The organism is Paraburkholderia bonniea, from assembly GCF_009455625.1.
Lineage (GTDB): Bacteria > Pseudomonadota > Gammaproteobacteria > Burkholderiales > Burkholderiaceae > Paraburkholderia > Paraburkholderia bonniea.
In genome coordinates, this window is record NZ_QPEQ01000001.1 from 159,797 (window position 1) to 182,380 (window position 22,584).

Consider the following 22,584-nt stretch of genomic DNA (forward strand, 5'->3'; position numbering starts at 1 on the left):
ATCCCCATCATCTCGACTCCAAGATGAAATGGATATCTTATTATCTCAATACGGTTATTCATGAAAATCCTCTGTAAATCATTTTCCCTGACTGCGCTCGCCACCTGCGTTGCGCTTTCTGCGTGCGGCGGCGGTGGCCCAGAGCAAGATGACGGGGCATGGAAAGGCAAACCTGTCTCGCCTTCCGTTCAGCCCGGCAACAAACCCACAACCGATAGCGGTAACAAACCCGCTCCGGGCGGCGGTGGTAACAAACCGGCTCCAGACGACGGCGGCACGGCAACCATCACCGGTGCCGACTTCGTCAACGATTCATGGAAAGTCGAATTTGCCCAAACCCATGTCCTGTCACGAAGCGGCGGCACAAAACTCGCGCCAGTACAGATCATCGGCCGCCAGACACTGCTTCTGTTTACCCCCGGCACCTCAATGCCAGCAGGCATGCAGCCGACACTAGATATCAAGCTCAGCGGCAAAGTCGTCAGCAGCACCGCGCTCAATCCACCTGCCTCGTTGCCGGCAAATCTCGAAGACAAACTGACCAGCGTCAAGCTCCAGCCCTACAGCACGGCAGCATGGAGCGTGGTCGTTCCCGCGCAATACATGTCGCCCGAACACACACTAGCGATCCGCTACGGCACCGGCAAAGCGCAAGACGTCACGCCACTAAGCTGGGCTCGCCCTGCCAACTTCACGATCGGACGGGTATCGCTAGTGCTGTGGCCCTCCTCGGTTGATCCGACCACCAGCGAATTGCCCGTGGCCAAACTGGCTCAAGACTATTACGGCTCGATTACCGTCGCCAATCTGAATTACTTCGACTACACCCCGCTCAAGCTCGATTACCTCGTGGCTCAGGCTGGGACGCATCCACCGAAAAAATATCTCCAGTTGGCTGATATGAAAGCCGATGGCGTCGCCGATTTATATAACGCAGCGCTCAAAACCTCGGCGATCCGCGTCAGCATGGCCAATACGGGCCGGGGTCTGCTCGTCAGGGATAAAGCGGGCAAAGTCATCTATGGCGATAACTCGCCATACAGCTTTGGTACCTACATCGGCATTGGCTGGTATTACGATGCCGCGAAAGGTGCCTATGCCGATGCTAACGACATAGGTGCCTCAGGCGGCTGGACCGGCTGGGCCGCAACATGGAACGGCAAAGATGGCCAGTGCGGCAACCTCTTTGCGCACGAGCTCGGGCACTCGCTGAGCCTGGCTCACTTCACTAGCGGAACCGCCAAAGCATGGGGAATTAGCAGCGAATATCCTAACGATGGCGTGAATGGGCCAAACAACCCGTGGGGCTTCGACACCACCCGGAACCTGTTTAGAACCTGGTATCGGGTCGATGCCAAGGGGCCAGCCTATCCCGCTCCACCAACGGATCAGAAGTTGCCTATCGGCAAGGGTGACCCGATGAATGGCGGCGAATATGGCAACGAGATTACGTGCTACCCGCAGTTCACCGCTTATCAAGCGATGAAAATGCAGAACTGGCTGGACGCCACGCCCACGCTAATGACGCAAAACGGCACGCCTGGCATCTATAAGTGGAATAGCGCAACACTCGCCTATGATGCAGCCAAGCCAGACACCGATGCCTTGGCACCGGTCAAACTGGACGTGCCCGTCGTGACGCTGCTCGGCACACTGACCGCCAGCACGACAGACGGCACCTCGCAAATCTATCCGCCCATTTACGCGAAGAGCGGCAACGTTTTCAACCTGCCTAACCCCTTCAGTAAAGATTTGCCCCCGATCTATACCGACGCCCGGTATTTCATCCGGGTGATGTATGCCGATGGCAGTGTCGATTACGCCCTGATCCCCGAAAAAGAGATCACTGACCTGACCCAGCTCGACCGCTTCTCGCTCAATCTCGAGTTCAACCGCCAGCCAACCCAGGTTCAGCTCTATCACGCCCGGACTGGCTATCCCGCCATCACCGAAGCCGCTAGCGACCTGATCTTCACCCGGACGCTCTCGCTGCCAGCACTCAACACACTGCCTGAACCCGCGCGCAGAACAGGCAATTAACCCCATTAACTATTAGCCAGCGCGCGTGGCTGACATTGAGCTAGCTGAATGCTCGCTTAAACCACCACGCTGCCCCTCTACCGACGGCACGCTCTCGTACTATGGAGAGCATGCCGCTCTGGCAAAACGGCGCTTTTTATGACTTCAGCCACCGTGGGAGGTGGCCGTGGCTTTGGCGATCCAGGGACTCCCGAAAGCCTCCGCGATAGTGAAAACGGGTTGCTAGACGGATTGTCATACGGGCAACAATGCGCCCCAGCCTGAGCTGGCATAACCCGGGCACACCAGCAGCGCTGCTAGCAGGTTCATGCCGGCACCAATATCAAAACCCGCTAAATCATCTGGATCACCTAGGCTGCCGCCCCAAGCTAAACGCGTGAGCCTAAATGCACTCACCTACAAGATCCTTACGGTCATTTAGGACAATTCTTATTTTTCCCGAGTAAATACCTCTGGCACCATGCGTATCGTTATTTTTCTGTCATTTAGCATGGCTTTATAAAGCGATAAGGCATTAAAAAATGCATTTATTTTTTTAATGAGAAATCCTTGAGTCGCGCAAATTTGACCAATGCCCCTGTATCAATAAATCCGCGCCGGACAAAAATAAAGCCTGTTTGATAAGCCATTTGTATTTTTCGCTTATTCGCTTATTTCCTGCCAGCCTCCACCCGTCGTTCTTATCTCAATACGGTTATTCATGAAAAGCCTCTGTCAATCATTTTCCCTGACTGCGCTCGCCGCCTGCGTTGCACTTTCTGCATGCGGCGGCGGTGGCCCAGAGCAAGATGACGGGGCATGGAAAGGCAAACCTGTCTCGCCGTCCGTTCAGCCCGATGGCAAACCTACGACCGATAGCGGTAACAAACCCGCTCCGGGCGGCGGTGGTAACAAACCGGCTCCAGACGACGGCGGCAGCAAACCCGTCCCGGACGATGGTGGCAGCAAACCCACCCCAGACGACGGCGGCAGCAAACCCACCCCGGACGATGGTGGCAGCAAACCCACCCCAGACGACGGCGGCACGACAACCATTACCGGTGCCGACTTCGTCAACGATTCATGGAAAGTCGAATTTGCCCAAACCCATGTCGTGGCACGAAGCGGCGGCACAAAACTCGCACCCGTACAGACCATCGGCCGCCAGACACTGCTTCTGTTTACCCCCGGCACCTCAATGCCAGCAGGCATGCAGCCGACGCTTGATATCAAGCTCAGCGGCAAGGTCGTCAGCAGCACTGCGCTCAATCCCCCCGCCTCGTTGCCGGCGAATCTCGAAGACAAACTGACCAGCGTCAAACTCCAGCCCTACAGCACGGCAGCATGGAGCGTGGTCGTTCCCGCGCAATACATGACGCCCGCGCACACACTGGCGATCCGCTACGGCACCGGCAAAGCGCAAGACGTCACGCCACTGAGCTGGGCCAGCCCCGCCAGTTTCACGATCGGCCGGGTATCGGTGCTGCTGTGGCCAACCTCAGTTGATCCGACCACTGGCAATGTGCCAGTAGCCAAGCTGGCGCAAGACTATTACGGCTCGATTACCGTCGCCAATCTGAATTACTTCGACTACACCCCGCTCAAGCTCGATTACCTCGTGGCTCAGGCTGGGACGAACCCACCGAAAAAATATCTCCAGTTTGCCGATGCGACGGCCGATGGCGCCGAGGATTTATATAACGCGGCGCTCAAGCCCGCGGCGATCCGCGTCAGCATGGCCAATACAGGCTTGGGCCTGCTCGTCAGGGATAGGGGCGGCAAGCCTATTTATGGCGATAGCTCGCCGTACAGCTTTGGCACCTACGTCGGCATTGGCTGGTATTACGATGCCGCGAAAGGTGCCTATGCCGATGCCAACGTCAAGGGTGTCTCAGGCGGCTGGAGCGGCTGGGCTGCCACATGGAACGGCCCTAGCAGCCAGTGCGGTTACATTTTTGCGCACGAAATCGGACATTCACTGAGCCTGGCTCACTCCTATCCCGGAAGCTCCGCCACGCTGGGAATTACCAGCGAATACCCCAACGATGGCGTGAATGGGCCTAACAACCCCTGGGGCTTCGACACCACCCGGAACCTGTTCAGAACCTGGTATCGGGTCGATGCCAAAGGCCCTGTCTATCCCGCTCCACCAGCGGATCAAACATTACCTGTCGGCAAAAGTGATCCGATGAACGGCGTAGAACAATCCAATGCGATTACCTGCTACCCGCAATTCGTCGCCTATCAAGCGAAGAACATGCAGAACTGGCTGGACGCCACGCCCACGCTAATGACGCAGAACGGCACGCCTGGCCTCTACGCGTGGAATAAAACGACACACGCCTACGAAGAGCTTGCTATCCCAACTGTGGTCGGTGCATTGACGCCAGCCAAACTGGACGTGCCCGTCGTGACGCTGCTCGGCACGCTGACCGCCAGCACGACAGACGGCACCTCGCAAATCTATCCGCCCATTTACGCGAAGAGCGGCAACGTTTTCAACCTGCCTAACCCCTTCAGTAAAGATTTGCCCCCGATCTATACCGACGCCCGGTATTTCATCCGGGTGATGTATGCCGATGGCAGTGTCGATTACGCCCTGATCCCCGAAAAAGAGATCACTGACCTGACCCAGCTCGACCGCTTCTCGCTCAATCTCGAGTTCAACCGCCAGCCAACCCAGGTTCAGCTCTATCACGCCCGGACTGGCTATCCCGCCATCACCGAAGCCGCTAGCGACCTGATCTTCACCCGGACGCTCTCGCTGCCAGCACTCAACACACTGTCTGAACCCGCGCGCAGAACAGGCAATTAACCCCATTAACTATTAGCCAGCGCGCGTGGCTGACATCGAGCTAGCTGAATGCTCGCTTAAACCACCACGCTGCCCCTCTACCGACGGCACGCTCTCGCACTATGGAGAGCATGCCGCTCTGGCAAAACGGCGCTTTTCCTCTGGCTTCATCCCAATAATCTGCTTGACGATACATCTTAAGATATATATCTTAAGATGTATCGCGTTTGTTACTTAAAGGCAGATAACCATGAGATCCAGAGATTTCTCCTCCCATCACCGGCCAGAATGGGCCGCCCATACTCCATTTGCCATGCTGCGCTGGACCATTGGCCGCCATGGCCATGGCTTCGGCCACCGTGGTGGTGGCCGTGGCTTTGGCGGCCCCGAAGGCTTCGGCGATCGTGAAGACGGCCTGCCACGCGGACGCAAATTCAGCTCCGACGATTTGCAGCTACTGCTGCTAGCGCTACTGGAAGCCCGCCCTGGCCACGGCTACGAACTGATCCGGCAACTGGAACAACGCTCCAACGGTTTTTACGTGCCAAGCCCCGGCATGGTGTACCCGGCACTGACCTATCTGGAAGAACGTGATTTTGTGACCGTCACGCTGGATGGCAACCGCAAGCAGTACGCGCTGGCCAGCCTGGGCCAGCAGTATCTCGAGCAAAACCGGGCCCGCGTCGATTTCATGCTGGCCAAACTCACGGCCATTGCCGAACGCATGGATCGCGTCCGCCAGGCATTTGCAGGCGACCCCGCTAGCGCCGAAAACATGGTTGAACCTGTCTGGCTACCGGAGCTGATCGAAGCCCGGCGCAATCTGAAACGCGCACTGCACGCCGCCGATGGCGCGCCTGAGGCCGAACAGCGCCGCATTGCCAGCATTCTCGAACGGGCTGCGATGGAAATTGCGCAGCGTCCAGACCCCGCAGCACGTTGAAACTAACTGGTGAGGTACAAAACATGACTGAATTGAGCCATCTAGCGGTTACGCGTGTCAGGCACACGCTCAAGACGCGTTTGCTGCAAGTCAAACGCGTATCGCACGTCACACCGAAGCTCGTGCGTGTCACCTTCGGCGGCGAAGCACTGCACGACTTCGAATCCGCTTCATTCGACGATCACCTCAAAGTGTTCTTTCCGCCTGAGGGTGCAGCCCCCTTCGCGCTGCCTCACGCCGGCCCGGACGGGCTGGTGTTTGACGACAGCCAGCCGCGGCCAGCGATGCGCGATTTCACGCCACGCCGATATGACCAGGCCGCGTGCGAGCTCGACCTCGAGTTCGCGTTGCACGATGCGGGGCCCGCCACCCGCTGGGCCGCGCAAGCCACGGTTGGGCAATATCTGGGCATCGGCGGCCCGCGCGGCTCGATGATTATTCCGACGGAATTCGACTGGCACTGGCTGATTGGTGACGAAACCGCCTTGCCTGCCATCGCCCGCCGCCTGGAAGAGCTGCCCGCCAGCGCGCAGGTTTACACCGTCATCGAAATCGCCGATCCGTCTTGCCAGGTCAGCTTTACTACTCAGGCGCGATTGCATGCCACCTGGCTGCCGCGCAACGCGGCTGACGCCGCCAGCCCGCTGGTCGCAGCGCTACGGCAACTGCCCCAGCCTTCTGGCGAGGGCTACGTCTGGGCCGCTGGCGAAGCGGCTGCGATGCGCGCGGTGCGGCAATATCTGCGCGACGAACGTGGCATCGACAAATCCCGCATCCGGGCCGCAGCTTACTGGCGGCGCGGCGCGGAAGGCGTCCATGAAGTGCTGGATGAATAAGAGCTGCCTCCAGACTTCATTTAGGCGAACAGGGCATGCGGATGAAAAGACGGAAAATCGAAAAGACAAAGCGTCATGAGAAAAACTCATTCAACTCACAGTTAAATGAATTTGTCTTTTTATTGATGCACTTCGACAATAGGCGCTTTCCGCGAAGCCACCCCCGGCTTTGCAGCCTGGCACGGTGTCATGGCTACCAGGCTCCGCCCGCATCCCTTCAGAGACTCCCGCATGACCCGCCCGAAACTGCTTCCCGATAATTTCACGCTGTGCCTGATCGGCACAGTGGCCTTGGCCAGCTTGCTGCCGGTTCACGGCCAACCAGCGGTGGCCTTTAACTGGCTGACGAATCTCGCGGTCGGGCTGCTGTTTTTCATGCATGGCGCCAAGCTATCGCGCGAAGCCGTGATTGCGGGCGCGACTCACTGGCGGCTCCATCTCGTCGTGCTCCTCAGCACGTTCGCGCTGTTTCCGCTTCTCGGCCTCGCGCTCAAGCCGTTGCTGTCGCCGCTGGTCACGCCCGCGCTCTACGCTGGCATCCTCTTTCTCTGCACGCTGCCCTCGACGGTCCAGTCGTCCATCGCGTTCACCTCGATTGCGAAAGGCAATGTGCCTGCCGCGGTGTGCAGTGCTTCGGCATCCAGCCTGCTGGGGATCTTCATTACTCCGGCGCTGGTCAGCCTGGTCGTAACCAGCCAGGCGGGTAGCAGCGGTTCGGGCTGGCACACGGTGGGCAGCATCGTGTTGCAACTGCTGGTGCCGTTTATTGCCGGGCAGCTGCTGCGGCCGGTTATCGGCGCATGGATCGAGCGCAATCGCGGTGTGCTGAAGTTCGTCGATCAAGGCTCGATCCTGCTGGTGGTGTATGGCGCATTCAGCGAGGCGGTCAACGAAGGCCTGTGGCACACCATTCCGCTCTCGGCGCTGATGGGACTGGTGGTGGTGTGCTCGGTGCTGCTGGCCATCGCGCTGGGCTTGACCATTCTGGTCAGCCGAAAGTTGGGCTTTAGCCGCGCCGACCAGATCACGATCATCTTTTGCGGTTCGAAAAAAAGCCTCGCGGCGGGCGTGCCAATGGCCAAGGTGATTTTTGCCGCGTCTTCGGTTGGTGCAGTGGTGCTGCCGCTGATGCTGTTTCATCAGATCCAGTTGATGGTGTGCGCGGCACTCGCCCAGCGCTGGGGTGCCCGCGATCTCAACGAAGATGCACCCGGCACGCTGGCGTCGCCCCCAGCCACGGGCGCGCAACGCTAGATGCCCACTGGCATGAAAAGAAAAGGTCATTGGCACGCTCCTTAGGCCTGAACGAAAAAAGAAGAATCAAGCCGCCTCGTGCGGCTTTTTTCTATTTCACGCTCAAATGCCGCCGTTGTCGCCCTGGCCTGATGGCCTAAGACGTCTGTCTTTTTGCTACGCCAAAGCCATGCATCACATCCGTCGAAGCCTTGCCAGACGGCCCTAGAACTCGATCAACGCTGCACGCTGACGAACCTCGACGCGCAGGCCCATGGCTTGCGTGCGGCACCGGATATCGCCATCATCGGCCTCGATGAATCTTCTGCCGTGGCGGGTCCGGTCAGATAAGCGCCAGCAAATTGCCCGCGCCCGGCCAGGCATTCATCCGGCACGCATCATCACCGCCGCGCCCCGTCGAAGCCCCCGGGCGAAACCCATTCAACCCATGCTCCCGTGCCCACATTCCGGTGAAACAGCTATGACCGCCTCTGCCACAACTCCTTCTGAGCCCGCTGCCGCCTTGCCCGTGCCGCCGGTTGCCAGCTTCCGCGAGCGCAACTTTTTGCTGGAGCACGTGCAGCACACGCTTGGGTTCTACGCACCCAATGTGTTCGATCCAAGCGGTGGCTTTCATCACTTTCTGCGCGACGACGGCTCGGTTTATGACGCCACCACGCGCCACCTCGTCAGCAGTTGCCGTTATGTCTTTAACTATGCGATGGCATATCGTCAGTTCGGCGAGCCGCAGCATCTCGACTACGCTCGCCACGGTTTGCGCTTTCTGCAAGACGCGCACTGGGATGCGCAGCACAGCGGCTACGACTGGGAACTGGAATGGCGCGACGGCCGCAAACGCACGCTCGACGGCACGCGCCATTGTTACGGCCTGGCGTTCGTACTGCTGGCCTACGCTCACGCGGCCATGGCCGGTATCGAAGAAGCCACGCCGATGATCGCGGCCACCTTCGAACTCATGGAACACCGCTTCTGGGATGCCGCAGCGGGTCTTTACGCCGACGAAGCCACGCCCGACTGGCGCATCAGCTCATATCGCGGACAAAACGCGAACATGCACACCACCGAAGCGCTGCTCGCCGCTTACGAGGCCACCGGCCATCTGGTGTATCTGGACCGAGCGGAACGCGTGGCCACGAACATCACGCAGCGTCAGGCCAGGCTCTCCCAGAACCTGGTGTGGGAGCACTTTCATCCCGACTGGTCGGTGGACTGGCATTACAACGAGAACGACAGTTCGAACATCTTTCGCCCGTGGGGTTTTCAACCTGGGCATCAAACCGAATGGGCCAAGCTGCTGCTTATTCTGGAGCGGCACCGTCCGCAGCCATGGCTGCTACCCCGTGCCATTGAGCTGTTCGATGCCGCACTGGAACACGCCTGGGACGCCCACCACGGCGGCCTGTATTACGGCTTCGGCCCAGACGGCACGGTGTGCGATCACGACAAATATTTCTGGGTACAGGCCGAAACTTTCGCTACTGCGGCGCTACTCGGCCAGCGCACTGGCGACGAGCGCTTTTGGCTCTGGTACGACGACCTCTGGCGTTATAGCTGGGCGCATTTTGTCGATCACCGTTATGGCGCGTGGTATCGCATCCTGACCTGCGACAACCGCAAGTACAGCGATGAAAAAAGCCCAGCGGGCAAAACCGATTACCACACGATGGGCGCGTGTTATGAAGTGCTCGCCCACGCGCTGCCGCCCGCCACGCCATCCCATTCAGCTTCCTGAACCGCCTTCTGATCTGAGCCTATGACTGCACACACTGCATTGCCCTCGTTCGTTTCGGCGGGCGACATCCTGACTGACCTGGTGCGTGACGGCACCGCGCAATGGCTATCCCGGCCAGGCGGCGCGGGCTGGAACGTCGCTCGCGCCGTGGCCCGGCTCGGTGTGCCAAGCGCTTGCGCGGGCTCGCTGGGGCTCGACTGTTTTTCCGATGAACTATGGCAAGCCAGTCTCGCCGCGAAGCTAGACCTGCGCTTCATGCAACGCGTGGCGCGCCCACCGTTGCTGGCAGTGGTGCATCAAACGCATCCGCCTGCGTACTTTTTCATGGGCGAAAACAGTGCCGATCTCGCGTTCGATCCCGCGCTGCTTCCCGCAGGCTGGATCGAGCAGGTGCAATGGGCGCATTTCGGCTGCATCAGCCTCGTGCGTCAGCCGCTCGGCACGACGCTCGCCACGCTGGCTGAAACGCTACGCGCACGCGGGGTAAAGATCAGCTTTGACCCGAACTATCGCAACCTGATGGAACACGGTTATGCGCCAGTTTTGCAACGCATGGCAAAGCTCGCTGATCTCATCAAGGTCTCGGATGAAGATTTACGCCATCTCTTCGGTACCGCTGACGAAGCCGCCGCGCTGGCTCAACTGCGCGCACTGAACCCACAGGCAACGGTGCTAGTCACCCGGGGAGCGGGGTCCGCTACGTTGTTTGACGGCGACCGGATCATTGAAGCCACTCCACCACGCGTGGAGGTAGTCGATACGGTAGGGGCGGGAGACGCGTCAATTGGCGGCTTGCTGTTCAGCCTGATGAGTGCGCCACAACGGCAGTGGCAGGAGCACCTGGCATTTGCACTGGCAGCGGGCGCGGCAGCATGCCGCAAGGCGGGAGCGCATGCCCCTTCGCTGGATGAAGTGGTGGCGCTACTGGAGGGATAAAACACCGGTACGGGTGATGCGGAGAACTCGCCGGGAGTTTGGCCGTATTGGCCGTATTGGCCGTATTGGCCGTATTGGTCACATCAGCCACATCAGCCACAAGCTACGCTTGCCGGGTTGAGCTAGCGTGTCTCGTATGGACCCGGTACCGCAATGAGTCCCGGGGTATGGCTATGACAGCGCAGTTAAATGCAAAAAATATCAATCAAAAACGGCTGGCATACGATTTTTTGATGGCCCGTGAAGGCTCCGCAACGGGCCCTGCGCAGAGGCGGTATCCGGCGAGCGATAGCCGCCTTGCCAGACACGCTCAAGCACAACCACTCTCGGGCACTACCCACGCAGAAAGCCACGTTTAACGTGGCCGCCAGGCTTCAGTCGAGCCGCTCATCGCTAAAGGCTTGCGGCGTCACGATCCGGCCTGCCATGCTGCGGTGTTCATGATGAACGCCATGTTGCAGTAGCAGCTTGTCGCCGGTCACGAGAATCACATCTGGGCGTGCCGCCAGCAGATCCCACCGCAGTTGGTCACCCGGATCAGGTGCGCGCGGAGCGGGAACCGGCGCGAGCAGAATAGCCAGTTGCGCCAAGTCAGTCAGGATGGCTTCGACCTCGGATACGGACAGCCGGTGCAGCTTTTTCAGCTTCGGGCGCATCAGCACTTCGTGGTACTCGCCCAGTAACGCCTCAGAAAGCACAAACGGAAACGTCGCGGCCAGCATGCCCTCCAGAATGCGGGCGACTGGCGACGACGTATGGCTGGTCAGCAGGCCAGCCACCACCACGTTGGTATCAATGATGGGGAACTGCACCCGGCTCATGCCTTTTTCTTGCGTACCGCGCGAACCGCATCCAGCCCAGCGGCCATCGCCGCTTCGGGAGTCATGTCCGCGTTCTGGCGCGCGCGCTGTACCAGATCGGCGGCGCTTTCGCGCGACTTGATGCCATAAAACTCCAGGCTTTCTTCAATCAATTGGCCAATGGTCTTGTCGCGCTGCGCGGCGGCTTCTTTAAGCGCGAGGTAGCGGGCGTCTGTCAGGGTTATGGTCAAGCGGCTCATAGCGTTCTCATGCACACAGTTAAACATCAAAACACCAAGACACCAACACACCAATCTCCTATTCCGCAAAAGGTGCTCCCGATTCAAAGCAAAACGGACGAACCAGATGATTCGGGGGAAACGTGAAAAAGCGGGCGCTGTGAAAGCCGCCCGGCAAAAAACGTCGTGTGTTCCGAGGAGGTCGGACACGACGTCGAGAGACAGCAGACCAGCGATAAACCCTCTGGCCTTATCAAAGAGAGGCTAAAAAAAGACGAGGGAGGCGCGAGATAAAAGCGGCCAAGCGAGGACGAGGCGCGGGTCATTCGAAGCACGTCCCGTTAGCAGGCCGTCGATGAGCAGGCCATCGATACTGCAGCGGTAATTCACTGCTTCACTACGTCGTTGCTTCATGTTCAGCCACCACCCCGCGTCCTGAAGGCTCAGCCATAAACCTGCGCCGCTCCATCATCGGATGCAGCAACAGCAACAGCAGCGGCGGCGGTAGACACGGACACAGGTGCATCCTGTTGCCAGCTCACCGCTCGCCGGGGTCGTTCATCGACCGTCATACGCAACACATCGGGCCGTGCGTAATGCCCAACCGGATCGAAATCGAACTTCGCGCGCACGATGTCGTCCATGTCCAGTTCTGCGACCAGCACTTGCTCGCCGTCAAAACAAGGCCCAGCCAGCAATTCGCCCATTGGGCTCACGATGCAGCTTCCGCCGCGTGACACGACTTCGTCCGGCGCAGCATCATGGAACGCCGGGTAATCAAGCGGGTAATCGCTGCGCCGGGCGAACTGGTTGCACGACAGCACGAAGCAGCGTCCTTCCAGCGCGATGTGCTGCATGCTGGCAAGCCAGCTATCGCGGGCATCGGCAGTAGGCGCGCAGTACAACTCGATACCCTTGCCATAGAGCGCCGTGCGATACAGCGGCATGTAGTTTTCCCAGCAAATCGCCGTGCCCAGCCGCCCTAGCGGGGTCTCCACCACCGGAATCGTTGAGCCATCGCCACACCCCCACACCAGCCGCTCGGCACCAGTGGGCATCAGCTTGCGGTGTTTGCCCAGCAACTGGCCGTCCGGCCCGAACATCAGCGCGGTGCAATACAACGTGCCGCCTTCGCGCTCGATCACGCCAAGCACTAGATGCAGCGCATGCTCGCGCGCCATCTCACCCAGCCGCTGGGTAACCGGGCCAGGCACCTCGATTGAGCTGGCCCAGTAGCGGCGATACCATTCGCGGCCCGCCGCGCCGCGTGCGCCAATCACCGTGAAAAAATCCATCCCGCGCGGATAGGCCGAGATAAATGCCTCGGGAAACAGCACCAGTTGCGCGCCGCTAGCGGCGGCCTCCCGAACCAGCCGTGAGGTTTTGGCAAGCGTGCGCTCCAGATCGAATGCCACCGGCGCGGCCTGGACGACAGCTACGCGCACAGGCGCACGGCCCTGAATTGAAGTTGGCTCATCAGTCATGTGCTAGCGCTCCTCGACAGGTAAAACATCAGTTTTGTTCAATATCCACACCCCGGGTTTCACGCACGAAAACCAGGCCCACAACAAAGCCGAATGCAGCAATGGCAACCGGATACCAAAGACCAAAATACATATCGCCCGTGGCCGTAACCAGGCTAAACGAGATCGTCGGCAGCAGCCCGCCGATCCAGCCAACGCCAACGTGATACGGCACCGACAGCGCCGTGTAACGAATCCGTGTCGGAAACATCTCGACCAACGCCGCAGCAAGCGGGCTATAGACCATTGTCACGAGAAGAATCAATGCGAACAGCAGGGCGAGCGCCAGCGGGTAATTGACCTGTGCCGGGTCGGCTTGCGCCGGATAGTGCGCCGCGTTTAGTTCCTGTTTCAGGCGGACGGGATCAAAACCTTCGATCTGTTTCGTGCCGATCCATATATGGGCGGCGTCACCCGCATTTAACGTCTGGTTTCTGTATGGCACGCCGGCCTTGGCAAGAAACGCCTTGATCTGGTCGCACTCGCTCGTATTCTTGCGCTGCCCAAGCAAGTCGAACTGCACATGGCATTGGGCTGGATCAGCCGCCACGACCACCCTCGAGGTTTGCGCGGCGGCGGCAATCTGAGGATTGATCGCCTGAGTCAGGCCCTTGAAGAGGGGCATCAGCAAGATGGCGGCTGCGAGCATCCCAGCCAGCATCACCGGTTTGCGGCCAATGCGATCCGACAGCGCACCAAAGAAAATAAAGAACGGACTACCGAGCAATAACGCCGCGCCCAGTAGCAGGTTGGCGCTCATGGGATCGAGCCGCAGCGACTGAGTCATGAAGTACAGCACGTAGAACTGCCCCGTGTACCAGACCACCGTCATGCCAGCGATCATGCCGAACAGCGCGATCAGCAGCTTGGCCAGATTGCGGCGCTCGCCAAACACTTCGCGCAATGGCGCTTTCGACAGCTTGCCTTCAGCCTTCATACGCAAGAACGCGGGCGACTCATGCATCGACAGGCGAATCCACATGGACACCGCCAGCATGCCAATCGACACCCAGAACGGAATCCGCCAGCCCCAGGTATCGAATGCATCGCCAGTCAGCAGACGGCAGCCCAGAATGACCGCCAGCGAGAGCAACAAGCCAATGGTTGCGGTGGTTTGAATCCAGCTGGTGTAGTAGCCGCGCTGTGACGCGGGAGCGTGTTCCGCGACATACACCGCCGCACCGCCGTATTCACCGCCCAGCGCCAGGCCTTGCAGCAGACGCGCGGTAATCAGCAGGATCGGCGCGGCGACACCAATCGCGGCATAGTTCGGCAAAAGGCCCACGGCCAGCGTGGAAAGCCCCATCAGCAGCATCGTGACGAGGAAGGTGTGCTTGCGCCCGATGATGTCGCCCAGCCGGCCAAAAAATATCGCGCCAAACGGCCGCACGATAAAGCCCGCTGCAAAGGCCAGCAAAGCAAAAACAAAACCCGTGGCTTCGTTTACCCCGGCAAAGAACTGGCGCGAGATAACAACCGCTAGCGAGCCATACAGATAAAAGTCGTACCACTCAAAAATAGTGCCGAGGGATGACGCCAGAATAACCTTGCGGTCTTCACGTGAAATACCTGCTTTGACATCGGCGGTGCCCGCCAAAGAGTTCTCTGCCATGTACTTTTCCCCGGATAAAATCTGTCTTCGGTCTACGAATGATTTCTTTGTAACTTCCCGGCCGAACATTGAAGTTGAGCGAATAAAACGTCAACCTTAACCTGCATTAAATCTGGTTAATTAGCTTAATTAACTGATATTTAAAAAGATTTTTTGTATTAAGTACCCATACAACACATAGCAAAAGAGAGACATATGGTTGAGCAGACAATTGAGTCATTACTCGGACAACTAGGCCTTGATGGCAACCGGGCCCGTTTTTACCTCGCCGCACTGGAGTTAGGCGAAGCCTCGATTGCGGATATTTCCCGGCGTGCGGGCATCGGTCGCACCAATGCTTATGAAGTGGTGGAACGGCTCATCGCTGATGGCCTGATCTCGCGCATCTCGCGTGGCCCCCGTTCCTATGTGCAGGCCCAGGACCCGCTGGTGCTCTTGCGGCGCATCGAGGAGCAACGGCTGATCGCGCAAAGCCTCGTGCCGCAGTTACGCTCGTTGCATCAGCGCGGCGGCAGCAAACCACAAGTGCGTTATTTCGAAGGCATCGAAGGCATCACGGAAGTGCTGTACGACACGCTTTCGTGCCAGAGCGGTGAGCTATGCGGCGTGCTGGCCATGGCTGAACTGCTGGAAACACCCGGGCAGGACGTGATGCAGCGCTATATCCAGGCGCGGATCAAGGCTGGCTTAAATCTGCGCGTAGTGCGCTCCGAAAGCCGCGAAGCAGGCTTGCTATGGCCTGCCTCGCACACCGAGCGGCGGTATCTGCGCTATGCCCCCAGCACGCTCGATTTAGGCATGACTTCGTATGTCTACGACGACAAGGTGGCGTACATCTCATCGCGCCGGGAGCATTACGCGTTGTGTATCGAAAGCGCTGAGTTCGCCGCGTTTCAGCGCGCGATGTTCGAAGGCCTGTGGCACACCTCGACGCCAGTTGCGCCGCAGCAGACGCGCGTAGCGGCAACCACGGCTAAAACCCGCGCGACCGCCACTGAACCTGCTCCTGGATAAGGCCGTTGCTGGCTGCTTAGCGGGCTTAGCGGGCTTAGCAACGGCCTTAGCAGCAGAGGCTCAGCAGCCAGCACAAGCCCGATATCCGCAACCGCTGTAATGCCAGCCCCAGCGCGCCAGACCAAACCCGCAAGGCCATTCAAAGAGCGTCAAGTAACGCGCGCACGCGCGCTACCTGAGCCGCGTCCACTGGCGCGAGCCCATTGCCGCCTACGCGCACGCCGCTACCAAAATGCACTGCCTGCACGCCGCTGGCCTGAACCAGCCCCGCGACCGTCTCAAGCGTCAGTCCGGCTCCCGCCAGCACCGTGCAGTGCGACCCTTGCGCCTGCTGCACCAGCGCACGAATGGTGTCGATGGCCTGCAGTACAGAAGGCTGTCCACCCGATGTCAGCAGGTTCGTCACGCCCGGATAGGCCAGCAGCACATCCAGTGCCCGAGGCTGATCCCGCACCTCATCAAATGCCCGGTGAAACGTAATGGGCACGCCCTGTGCTGCCTCAATCACGCGTTTCAGGCCCTCCTGGTCGATCTCGCCAGAGGCTGTCAGCATCCCGATGACAATGCCGTGCGCCCCCGCTGCGACGAGCGTGCGGATATCACGCAACATCACCGCGTAGTCATCGGCAGAAAAAACAAATGACCGGCTATGCGGCCTGACGATCACGTTCACCGGAATCCGCACCGCATCGAGCACCGCTTCGATCAAACCGAGGCTGGGCGTCAAGCCGCCTTCGGCCATCCCGGTGACTAGTTCGAGGCGGTTCGCCCCAGCCTGTTCGGCCAAACGGGCGTCGGTGAGTGTGGTGGCGATGACTTCGAGCAAGACGGATGGATTGGGCATGATCTGGCAAACCGGAGGGGCAGGATGGAACACACGAAACCTGAGCGCACTGAAACCGGAAGCCTGTGTCAGGCCAACAGCGGCACTGAGGCGAGGCTCTGGATGACGGGCGAGAGATAGCGCACTGAAACGCCAGGCAGTGTAGCAACGAGCGTCATTCAGACATGCACCGAGGCCATGACACGCGCAGAAAAACGCAGCCACCTTGCTGTGGCAAGCGGCTCATGTAGCGCGGCATCGCTGGAATCATCCGCAACCTGCGCGTGTTCCAGCCGGCACTCACCGGCAACCGATGGCGCTAAAATCGGCGAATTCGCGGCCAGCAGATAGATCAGATCGTCGGCAGTGCCATGAACACATATTCAGCAGACGAAATCATCGACGAAGCGCCTGCCCGCGCAACGCAATCGTCAGCCACGGCAGACGTGGCAATGATGCTCAGGGGTGCTGGCGTTGCCATCGACGCATTACAGCAACGCAGCGGCACGAGCTTCGTCACCCGTCGTCTTCTCATCCGGCCCCTCTCTCGTGACCAGCGTCGAGCGCCCTTGCTGCAGGATGTCGATCTGAATGCCGTACCGATGTGGCGAACGCCCTGCTTACCCTGATTAATCTGCTGCGTCTTCATCGGAATAACCTTGTTTCTGGAAACGCTATGAACACCTCGCCAGCCAACCCGGATAGCGCATCTGACGCTGCCGCTCACTATCAGGCCGCTCTGTGCGCTTATACCGAAGGACGGTATGCGCAAGCCGTGGAGATCCTCGAACCGCGGCTCCAGTCGCAACCGTTCGACGCGAATATCCAGCACCTGCGAGGGCTCGTTGCGTTTGCCCTGCAGCAGTATGAGGAAGCGTTGCACTGGATTCATCGCGCAGCAGCCATTCAACCCAGCGCAACAACGTTCAACAGCCTTGGCGCGGTGTACACCGCATGCCGTGATTACGAAAACGCGATAGATAGCATCCAGCAAGGCCTCGCACTGCAACCTGATTGTGCAATCCTGCACTTCAATGCGGGCCTGGCGAAGCACATGCTGGGGCGTTTCGAAGAAGCCGCCGCGTGCTATCGCACAGCAATCAGCTTTGAACCTGAGCATTCCGCCGCGCATAACAATCTCGGCCTCGTTCTAACAAAGATGGTTCAACCGGCCAAGGCCGAACCTCACTTTCGTTGCGCCATTACGCTAGATCCCAGCAATAGTGAAGCGCGCAGCAACCTGGGCCATGTCCTGTTAAAACTCGGGCGCTTCGCTGAAGCATGGCCCTACTTCGAAGACCGCTGGGTGTGCAATAACGGCGCGGACGGTTCTCCACCGGTGCCGCGCCCCGATATTCCACTCCCGCAATGGAGCAGCGCAACCGACGACCCGCTGGCACCGCGGCGGCATTTACTCGTGTTTCATGAGCAAGGCCTGGGCGACGCGCTTCAGTTCGCGCGTTATCTGCCACTGGTGCATGAACGATTTCAGAAAGTCGGCTATGTCTGCCCCGCTCCGCTTTGGCGTCTCTTCGAAGACTCCTTCTGCTCTCGTTACGCCAATCTCGTGCTGCTCGAATCATTGCCAGACGTGCTCACTGACTGGGACTGGCAATGCCCGCTGATGTCTCTGCCGATGGCCTTCGACACACGTCTCGAGACCATTCCGGCCACCATCCCCTATCTCCACGCAGACCGTGAGCGCATACAGCATTGGCACGACCGGCTAAACCTGTCCGGCGAATCCTCCCGCTTGCCTCGCGTCGGCCTGGTCTGGGCAGGCAACCCGCGTCTGGATCGACCTGGTGCGAATGCCGTTGATGCCCGCCGCTCACTTAAGGCTTCTGCCTATCTGCCGCTGCTGCGCGTGCCGGGTATCGTCTTTGTGAGCTTGCAGGTGGGTGCGACCACACGCGTGCAGCTCACCGAGCTGCCCCAGGAATTGCAGCCACTTGACTTGATGGGCGAGGTGCAAGACTTCGCCGACACCGCCGCGATCATCGAGCATCTGGACCTTGTCATCACCGTGGATACGTCCGTAGCGCATATGGCCGGGGCGCTCGGCAAACCGGTGTGGATACTGTCGAGATTCGACGGCTGCTGGCGCTGGCTGACCGAGCGGGATGATTCGCCGTGGTATCCGAGCGCTCGCCTCTTCAGGCAAACGCAAGCGGGCGACTGGGATGGGGTCATTGAGCGCGTCACGCGCGCGTTGCAGTTGCCGGATGGGACATGGGCACCGCAGCGCGCCTGACTGGAGAATTCAGCGCGGCGTGACGGCCTCGTCGCGCCGCGATTAGATCGCTGGCCGGGCTTTACGCTCTGGAATCTGCTAGTTGCGGTGGACACCTGAATACCTGAAGAAAGCGCCAGATGAACTGGTTTATTCCGCTAATAAGCAGTACAACCGGCGGCCAAACCCGCTTCAAAGCAGAAAGCCAGCACCGGGTGTGCCGTGATGCTGGAGGGGTTGGAAGCCGCTGGAGGCACTGAAAGTGCCGGAGGGGTTGGAAGTACTGAAGATGCCAAGCATGCCAGCCGCACTGACACCCGAGCACCCCGCCACCAAAACACTGCGCCCCCCGGCACCAAGCCGCAGCCAAGAACAATCACCCTCCTCGCCATTACGTTTTCCTTACCCCTCCCAGCCTGACGGCTCAGGCTAAACTTCAGCCTTCGCGCAAGCGCAGCGGCCCAGCCGTCACCGGCCACAACAAGCCACAACCGGCTCGCATAACCAGCCAGCCAGGCCCGACGCCCAGCCACACCTCACCGCCTCCCCACACCGACACACCACCACACCCATCCAGCCAATGGAAATCGTCTTTACCGTTCTGATCTTGCTGCTGGCCGTGTCACTCTCCGGTGTCGGCGTGCGGCTTCTGCCATTCAAGGTGCCGCTGCCGCTCGTGCAAATCGCGCTCGGTGCGTTACTCGCCTGGCCTGCGCTTGGCTTGCACGTCACGTTCGATCCAGAACTCTTCATGTTGCTGTTCATTCCGCCGCTGCTATTCGCCGATGGCTGGCGCATCCCCAAGCGCGAATTTTTCATGCAGCGTCGCGCCATCCTGATGCTCGCGCTCGGCCTGGTATTCATGACCGTGCTGGCCGTGGGCTACTTCATTCATGCGCTAGTGCCGGTGATCTCCCTGCCGATTGCATTCGCGCTGGCTGCCGTGCTCTCGCCAACCGATGCCGTCGCGCTCTCCGGCATCGCGGGCAAAGACCGTATTCCCGCACAGCTGATGCACATCCTCGAAGGCGAGGCGCTGATGAACGACGCGTCCGGCCTCGTCGCACTGAAGTTCGCCATCGCAGCCGCGCTGACCGGCGTGTTTTCGCTGCGCGATGCGTCGCTCAGCTTCGTCATCATCGCGCTGGGCGGGCTGGCAACTGGTGCAGCCGTCAGCTGGATTTTCAGCGTGATCTCGGTGCGGGTGAGCGCCTTCAGCGGAGAAGGGGACCCCGCCCCGGGCGTCATCATGACTTTGCTGATTCCGTTCGCCTCGTATCTCTTCGCGGAACACGCAGGCTGGTCCGGCATTCTGGCGGCCGTCGCGGCCGGGATGATGATGAACCACACCAGCGTCTCGCATGCCGGGCCAGTGGCCGCGCGGATGCGCGCCAACAGCACGTGGGCCATGATCGAATTCATCTTCAACGGCATGGTGTTTATTTTGCTGGGACTGCAGTTCCCGCATATCCTCGGCAGCGCGCTGCTGGAAGCGCACGAAACCAGCAATGCGCTAGTCGGTGTGCTGCTGGGCTATGTCGCCGCAGTCACGCTCGCGCTGTATGCGCTGCGCTTTGTCTGGGTCTGGCTGCTGCGCTGGTTTGCCAGCCGCAACGCGGTCAAGCATGGCGTCAGCAACGCGGTGCCTGGCCTGCGTACCGTCGCCGTCACCACCGTGGCAGGTGTGCGCGGAGCAATCACGCTTGCAGGCGTGCTATCGCTGCCCGTGGTGCTCTCCAACGGCACGGCACTGCCAGGGCGGAACGTGGCAATTTTTATTGCGTCGGGGGTAATTCTGGTGTCGTTGCTGATAGCGGTAGTGGCCTTGCCGCTGCTGCTGCGCGGCTGGCGTCACAGTGGCCAGGACCCGCATGCCGCCGAAGAGCGGCTGGCGCGCACCCAGTCGGCGCAAGCTGCGATCCGCGCGATCGAAGACGTGCATGACACCGTGGCGGCCGAACTAGACGAAGCCGCTTCAGCGTATGCCACTGAAGTGACCGCACGGGTAATGGATTTGTACCGGCGCAGGCTGGCGACGCTGACCGACGAGAAAGAGCCCGCCGAAGTCGCCCGCCGTGCCGAAGCGCTAGAGCGCCAGATGAAACTGGCGGCCATTCGCGCAGAGCGGGCGACGTTGCTCTCGCTACGCAGCACACAGCAGATCAACGATGAAACCCTCAACAAACTGATGCGCGAGACTGATCTGGCCGAAACCGCGCTGACCAGCCGTGGCCGCTTCAAGGCCTGAAACGCTGGCATCACGCTGGCCGCAAGCTGCTAACCACTAACCGCTACGCTGAAAACCATCTGCCAGCGCAACGGCTACCGCTCAAACCACGGTCGTGCGGGCGGGCTGCCGCCGCAGCAACGCATACAAAATAATCGCGCCGAAAGTTGCCGTCCCGATTCCACCCAGCGCCAGGCCGCCGATCTTCAGCGAAAAATCACCCGCGCCAAGCACCAGCGTCACCGCCGCCACGATCAGGTTCCGGTTGTCAGAAAAGTCCACTTTGTTGACCACCCAGATGCGCGCGCCGGTCACGGCAATCAGGCCAAACACCACGATCGACACGCCACCCAGCACCGGCGACGGAATGGTCTGGATCACCGCGCCAAATTTGGGTGAAAACCCCAGCACCAACGCGATCAAAGCGGCAAAGACAAACACCAGCGTCGAATAAATCCGGGTCACGGCCATCACGCCGATGTTTTCCGCGTAGGTCGTCACCCCCGTGCCGCCCGCGAAGCCTGACACCACCGTGGCCAGCCCATCGCCAATAAACGCACGGCCGACATAGCCATCGAGGTTGCGCCCCGTCATCGCGCTCACCGCCTTGATATGGCCAAGGTTTTCCGCCACCAGAATGATTGCCACGGGCACCAGCAAAGTCATCGCGTGCAGTTCGAATACCGGTGCGGTAAAACGCGGCATGCCAAGCCACGCGGCCTGGCTGACAGCGGAAAAATCAATCGGGCGGCCTAGCCCCATGCCGTTCGTCACGATGGCATAAAGCGCATACGCGGCCAGCAAGCCCAGCAAGATCAGCAACCGCTGCCACATACCCCGCGCGAATACCGCCACGGCACTCACGCACAGCACCGTCACCAGCGCCATCCACGAATCAAAGGCACTCGCGCTCACGCCTTTCACCGCCATCGGCGCGAGATTCAGCCCGATTACCGCGACGATCGAGCCAGTCACCACGGGTGGCATCAGCGTTTCGATCCAGCGCGTGCCGAGCGCCGACACCACCAGGCCGATCAGCGCATACACCACGCCGCACGCAATGATTCCGCCTAACGCCACCGCGAGATTTGGGTTCGGTCCATGGCCGCTGTAGCCCGTAACCGCAATCACGAGGCCGATAAACGCAAAGCTGGAGCCCAGGTAACTAGGCACACGCCCACCCACCAGCACGAAGAACAACAACGTGCCAATGCCGGACATAAAGATGCAGAGGTTGGGATCAAAGCCCATTAGCAACGGTGCCAGCACGGTTGAGCCAAACATCGCCACGACGTGCTGGACCCCCATCGCCACCATCTGAGGCCACGGCAGCCGTTCGTCTGGACCGATGACACGACCCTGGGTGGCATGAGGCGGCACACGCCAGCGAGGAAAGAAAGATTGAGCCATGGCGCAGGAAGTCCTCGGTGCAGGTAAATGAGCCTGGATAAAAGAAGAAAAGAAGCGGCAGCGCGCCGCCTTTCCGTGTGGCCTCGGAGAGGGTGAGCGAGGCACGCGCGAGTGTACGGAAGAGCTCCCTATGCTGACAAGCGTGTGGGGGCAGCTTGGCTTGTGTGGGGACTGGGGCGAGCAGAAGAG

18 protein-coding genes are annotated in these 22,584 nt (G+C 60.0%); 12 read left to right on the forward strand and 6 right to left on the reverse strand.

Going from position 1 to position 22,584, the window contains the following annotated elements; genetic code table 11:
* Window positions 1–60: 60 nt before the first annotated feature.
* The 8 genes from GH656_RS00720 (at window position 61) to GH656_RS00755 (ending at window position 10,514) form a co-directional block, all read left to right on the forward strand.
* Window positions 61–2,040, forward strand: a complete 1,980-nt coding sequence (locus tag GH656_RS00720; protein WP_153074132.1) for a M66 family metalloprotease — start codon at window positions 61–63, stop codon at window positions 2,038–2,040.
* 700 nt (window positions 2,041–2,740) lie between these two features.
* Window positions 2,741–4,834: a M66 family metalloprotease gene (locus GH656_RS00725; protein ID WP_281349630.1), complete on the forward strand. Its 2,094-nt coding sequence runs from the start codon at window positions 2,741–2,743 to the stop codon at window positions 4,832–4,834.
* A gap of 229 nt (window positions 4,835–5,063) precedes the next feature.
* Window positions 5,064–5,756, forward strand: a complete 693-nt coding sequence (locus GH656_RS00730; protein ID WP_153074133.1) for a PadR family transcriptional regulator — start codon at window positions 5,064–5,066, stop codon at window positions 5,754–5,756.
* Window positions 5,757–5,779: 23 nt separating this feature from the next.
* Window positions 5,780–6,592: a siderophore-interacting protein gene (locus GH656_RS00735; RefSeq protein ID WP_153074134.1), complete on the forward strand. Its 813-nt coding sequence runs from the start codon at window positions 5,780–5,782 to the stop codon at window positions 6,590–6,592.
* A 231-nt stretch (window positions 6,593–6,823) separates the two neighbouring features.
* The gene (locus tag GH656_RS00740; protein WP_153074135.1) at window positions 6,824–7,846 is read left to right on the forward strand and encodes a bile acid:sodium symporter family protein; all 1,023 of its coding nucleotides are present in this window, start codon (window positions 6,824–6,826) and stop codon (window positions 7,844–7,846) included.
* A 153-nt stretch (window positions 7,847–7,999) separates the two neighbouring features.
* Window positions 8,000–8,176 carry a hypothetical protein gene (locus tag GH656_RS00745; RefSeq protein ID WP_153074136.1) on the forward strand — a complete coding sequence of 59 codons (177 nt, stop codon included), beginning with the start codon at window positions 8,000–8,002 and terminating at the stop codon, window positions 8,174–8,176.
* 130 nt (window positions 8,177–8,306) lie between these two features.
* Window positions 8,307–9,578: an AGE family epimerase/isomerase gene (locus GH656_RS00750; RefSeq protein ID WP_153074137.1), complete on the forward strand. Its 1,272-nt coding sequence runs from the start codon at window positions 8,307–8,309 to the stop codon at window positions 9,576–9,578.
* 21 nt (window positions 9,579–9,599) lie between these two features.
* Entirely contained in the window at window positions 9,600–10,514 is a 915-nt protein-coding gene (locus GH656_RS00755) for a carbohydrate kinase family protein (protein ID WP_153074138.1), read from the forward strand.
* A 374-nt stretch (window positions 10,515–10,888) separates the two neighbouring features.
* Here the strand turns inward: GH656_RS00755 and GH656_RS00760 are convergent, their stop codons facing one another.
* The 4 genes from GH656_RS00760 to GH656_RS00775 all read right to left on the reverse strand — a co-directional run bounded on the left by GH656_RS00760 (window position 10,889) and on the right by GH656_RS00775 (window position 14,688).
* The gene (locus GH656_RS00760) at window positions 10,889–11,335 is read right to left on the reverse strand and encodes a putative toxin-antitoxin system toxin component, PIN family (RefSeq protein ID WP_153074139.1); all 447 of its coding nucleotides are present in this window, start codon (window positions 11,333–11,335) and stop codon (window positions 10,889–10,891) included.
* Window positions 11,332–11,574 carry a CopG family transcriptional regulator gene (locus GH656_RS00765; RefSeq protein WP_153074140.1) on the reverse strand — a complete coding sequence of 81 codons (243 nt, stop codon included), beginning with the start codon at window positions 11,572–11,574 and terminating at the stop codon, window positions 11,332–11,334. Before GH656_RS00765 ends, GH656_RS00760 begins: the two co-directional genes overlap by 4 nt.
* A gap of 422 nt (window positions 11,575–11,996) precedes the next feature.
* Window positions 11,997–13,037: a nitrilase-related carbon-nitrogen hydrolase gene (locus tag GH656_RS00770; protein ID WP_153074141.1), complete on the reverse strand. Its 1,041-nt coding sequence runs from the start codon at window positions 13,035–13,037 to the stop codon at window positions 11,997–11,999.
* Window positions 13,038–13,065: 28 nt separating this feature from the next.
* Window positions 13,066–14,688, reverse strand: a complete 1,623-nt coding sequence (locus tag GH656_RS00775; RefSeq protein ID WP_153074142.1) for an MFS transporter — start codon at window positions 14,686–14,688, stop codon at window positions 13,066–13,068.
* 195 nt (window positions 14,689–14,883) lie between these two features.
* On the opposite strand from GH656_RS00775, the gene GH656_RS00780 reads away from it, so the two are divergent.
* Window positions 14,884–15,702, forward strand: coding sequence for a TrmB family transcriptional regulator (locus GH656_RS00780; RefSeq protein ID WP_153074143.1), 819 nt, complete (start codon window positions 14,884–14,886; stop codon window positions 15,700–15,702).
* Window positions 15,703–15,841: 139 nt separating this feature from the next.
* Here the strand turns inward: GH656_RS00780 and GH656_RS00785 are convergent, their stop codons facing one another.
* Window positions 15,842–16,546: a copper homeostasis protein CutC gene (locus GH656_RS00785; protein WP_153074144.1), complete on the reverse strand. Its 705-nt coding sequence runs from the start codon at window positions 16,544–16,546 to the stop codon at window positions 15,842–15,844.
* A 350-nt stretch (window positions 16,547–16,896) separates the two neighbouring features.
* On the opposite strand from GH656_RS00785, the gene GH656_RS00790 reads away from it, so the two are divergent.
* The 3 genes from GH656_RS00790 (at window position 16,897) to GH656_RS00800 (ending at window position 21,006) form a co-directional block, all read left to right on the forward strand.
* Window positions 16,897–17,154, forward strand: a complete 258-nt coding sequence (locus tag GH656_RS00790; protein WP_153074145.1) for a hypothetical protein — start codon at window positions 16,897–16,899, stop codon at window positions 17,152–17,154.
* Window positions 17,155–17,201: 47 nt separating this feature from the next.
* On the forward strand, window positions 17,202–18,779 hold the full coding sequence (locus GH656_RS00795) for a tetratricopeptide repeat protein (RefSeq protein ID WP_153074146.1): 1,578 nt from the start codon (window positions 17,202–17,204) through the stop codon (window positions 18,777–18,779).
* 559 nt (window positions 18,780–19,338) lie between these two features.
* The gene (locus GH656_RS00800; protein WP_153074147.1) at window positions 19,339–21,006 is read left to right on the forward strand and encodes a Na+/H+ antiporter; all 1,668 of its coding nucleotides are present in this window, start codon (window positions 19,339–19,341) and stop codon (window positions 21,004–21,006) included.
* A gap of 81 nt (window positions 21,007–21,087) precedes the next feature.
* Here the strand turns inward: GH656_RS00800 and GH656_RS00805 are convergent, their stop codons facing one another.
* Window positions 21,088–22,395 (reverse strand): solute carrier family 23 protein, encoded by a 1,308-nt coding sequence (locus GH656_RS00805; RefSeq protein ID WP_153074148.1) that lies wholly within the window; start codon window positions 22,393–22,395, stop codon window positions 21,088–21,090.
* Window positions 22,396–22,584 lie beyond the last annotated feature (189 nt).